The sequence below is a fragment of the Ferruginibacter sp. genome, from assembly GCF_014377975.1.
Taxonomy (GTDB): domain Bacteria; phylum Bacteroidota; class Bacteroidia; order Chitinophagales; family Chitinophagaceae; genus Ferruginibacter.
In genome coordinates, this window is record NZ_JACMOO010000159.1 from 1 (window position 1) to 3179 (window position 3179).

Annotated in this window: 2 protein-coding genes; both read left to right on the top strand. The window is 38.2% G+C overall.

Features of this window, described 5'->3' with window-relative positions:
- Positions 1-1976, top strand: a 1976-nt coding sequence (locus tag H7254_RS09265) for a SusC/RagA family TonB-linked outer membrane protein (protein WP_301932702.1), incomplete at its 5' end; no start/stop codon positions are given.
- A gap of 22 nt (positions 1977-1998) precedes the next feature.
- On the top strand, positions 1999-3179 hold a 1181-nt coding region (locus tag H7254_RS09270; protein WP_301932703.1), incomplete at its 3' end, for a RagB/SusD family nutrient uptake outer membrane protein.

A 3179-nucleotide genomic window follows, 5' to 3' on the forward strand; every position in this document is an offset into this window, starting at 1 on the left:
CTGATAAGTTCAACAGGCTTACCACCTCTTTAAATCTTTCACCAAAGTTTTTTAAAGAACATCTTTCTGTAAATGTGAATGCAAAAATCAGCCAGACAAAAAATCGTCTTGCAGATGGCGGTGCGGTAGGTGCTGCAGCTTCATTTGATCCTACACAAAATATTAATGCAAATAACCAATATGGCGGCAATTTTGAGTGGCTGCGGGCAGACGGTGCCCCCAAAAGTAGCGGTGGCGGTTCTTCTCAGCACAATCCTCTTTCTTTATTACAATTCGGGAATAACAATTCTGTTGTTAACCGTTTTATTGGAAATATTCAACTGGATTATAAATTGCATTTTTTACCCGATTTACATTTTATTGTTAACGCCGGTTTAGATCATGCTTTTGGAAAAGGAGATGATATTTCTTTACCGCAATTGGTTACACAGGTGCAGCCTACCACAAGAGGAAGCTTTACCCATTATGCTCAATTTAAAGACAACAGCATTTTGGAAACTTCTTTGTATTATGCAAAAGACCTCAAGTCAATCAATACCAAGATAGATGTATTGGCAGGGCATACCTACCAGGATTTTGTAACCGATGTGTACAATTATGGAGCCTATTCCGCAGATGGTAAAGTTCTACCGGGTACACAGCCCAGTTTTGTTACAGATAAACCACAAAACCGCTTAGAATCTTACCTGGGCAGAACCAATATTACCATTAATAATAAATACCTCATTACTGCATCCATCAGAAGGGATGCAAGTTCCAAATTTTCAGAAGCTAACAGGGTAGGGTATTTTCCTGCTGTAGCACTTGCCTGGAAATTAAAAGAAGAATTATTCAGAACTTCTTCTGTAGTAAGTGAACTAAAGGTTAGGTATGGTTGGGGAATTACCGGCCAGCAGGATGGAATTGGCAACTATAGTTATTTGCCTGTTTATGTCTTGAGTAATGCTGCAGCCCAATACCAGTTCGGCAGCACATTTTATGGCTTTTCCAGGCCCGGTGCTTATGATCCCAATTTAAAATGGGAAACCACCACCACCAATAATATCGGATTGGATTTCGGATTCTTAAAAAACAGAATTTCCGGTTCTGTTGAATTCTATCAAAAGAAAACCAAAGATTTGTTAAGCGTTGTTCCGGTAGCTGCAGGGGCTAATTTTAATATTGAATTGCTTACCAATGTTGGTAATATCGAAAATAAAGGGGTTGAGTTTACCATCAATACAACACCCATAAAAAACAGAAATTTCTCTTGGGATTTTGGTTTTAATGTTACCTACAATCAATCTACAATCACCAATTTGCTGAAGCAAAAAGATGCAAACTTTAAAGGTATTGCAACCAGTGGCATTGCAGGTGGTACAGGAAATAACATCGGTAGGCATTTAGTAGGCTATGCTCCCTACACCTTCTTTGTTTATAAGCAGATTTATGATGAAACAACCGGTAAACCAATTGAAGGATTGTATGAAGATCTCAACAGGGATGGTATCATTAACGATGCCGATCGTTACCTCTATAAAAAGCCTGCAGCAGATATGTTGTTTGGCGTAAATACACAGGTTAATTATAAAGATTTTTACCTGGGTTTTGCAGCACATGCCAGCCTTGGAAATTACATGTATAACAACTATTTCTCCAATTCGGGTGTTTTAAGGGCTATGAAAAATCCATTGAATTTTACAAGCAATGTGTCAAGAAATTATCTTGAAACCGGGTTTTCCAATAATCAGTTTCTATCCGATTATTATATACAAAATGCTTCTTTCTTCCGGTTGGACAATATTAATGTTGGTTACAACGTGGGTAAGATATTGAAAGGCAAGGCGAGTCTTCGTGTATCAGCCAGTGCACAAAATGTATTCGTTATAACTAAATACAAAGGACTCGATCCTGAAAACTCAGGAGATAGCCAGGTTGATAATACCATCTACCCAAGGCCAAGAGTTTATTCACTTGGATTAAACCTGGATTTTTAAAATACTAAATAAAAAGATTATTATGAAAAATACAATTATCAAAAACGCAATCTTATTATTGATTGTAGCGATTTTTGCCGCTTCATGTGCTAAAAAACTTGATCTGTTTCCACAGAACGATCTTACCCCCGAAAAAGCATATAAAACTGCTGCAGGTTATAAAAGTGTATTGGCAAAAATTTATGGCACCATGGCAACCTCCGGTAATACCGGGCCGGCCGGTGATCCAAGAAGGAATGATGGCGCAGACATCAGTGGCGGTTTAGATGAAGGTTCGCAGATAGCATTTATTCGGATGTTTTTCAATTGTCAGGAATTACCGACCGATGAAGCAGTTGTTGCCTGGAATGACCAAACTATTAAAGATCTTCACAACTTCCGGTGGAATGATGCTGATCCTTTTTTAAAAGGGATTTATGCAAGACCTATTTACAATGTTACCCTCATCAACGAATATTTGAGGGAGTGTACAGATACAAAATTGAATGATAAGAAAAGTAAAGGAGACATTACTGATGCAGAGATAGCCGATATCAAAAATTCTGTTGCAGAAGTTCGTTTTTTACGTGCTTTTAACTATTGGGTGATGATGGATTTATTCGGTAAATCTACCTTCGTTACCGAAGAAGATAAAATTGGTACCATATTACCACGGCAGATTGAACGCAAAGATTTGTTCTATTACATATCAAGCGAGTTAAAAGCAATTGAAGGTTCATTGGCACCGGTTAAAACCATCGAGTATGGAAGGGTAGACCAGGGAGCAGCATGGGCTCTCCTGGCACGCATTTACCTCAATGGAAATGTATATACCGGCGCAGCCGACACAAAAGCTTTTGATACAGCTATTATCTATTCTAAAAAAGTAATTGATGGCGGCTATAAGTTGTACGACAATTATGCCGGTGCATTTATGGCGGATAATGATAAGGCAAAAGATGAATTTATATACGCCATTAATTGTGATGGGCTAAAAACCACTGGCTATGGTAATACTACTTTTTTTGTTCACTGTGCTTCAGGCGATGATTTTAAGGATTATGGTGTTGGTGGAGGATGGTATGGTTACAGGGCTACTTCTGCATTCGTAAATTTATTTGAAGACAGAACGGGCGCAACAGATAAAAGGGCCTTATTTACTACTACTAAATATGGTACCGATGCGGCTCAATTGGTGATTAATGATATAGGTGATTTTAACCA